Genomic DNA, 259 nt, shown 5'->3' on the forward strand with positions numbered 1-259 from the left:
GGTTTCGCTTCCCGTTGTATCGGCCATTGTAGTACGTGTGTAGCCCAGGTCATAAGGGGCATGATGATTTGACGTCATCCCCACCTTCCTCCGGTTTGTCACCGGCAGTCATCCTAGAGTGCCCACCATAATGTGCTGGCAACTAAGATCAAGGGTTGCGCTCGTTGCGGGACTTAACCCAACATCTCACGACACGAGCTGACGACAACCATGCACCACCTGTCTCCTCTGTCCCGAAGGAAAGCCCTATCTCTAGAGC

The 259-nt window shown here is 54.1% G+C and carries 1 rRNA gene; it reads right to left on the reverse strand.

What is annotated here, in order from left to right:
- Positions 1-259: ribosomal RNA gene (locus MRBLPE1_RS23125) — 16S ribosomal RNA — on the reverse strand; the annotation flags it as partial.

The organism is Paenibacillus sp. LPE1-1-1.1 (assembly GCF_040676435.1).
In the GTDB taxonomy this organism is placed as follows: domain Bacteria; phylum Bacillota; class Bacilli; order Paenibacillales; family Paenibacillaceae; genus Pristimantibacillus.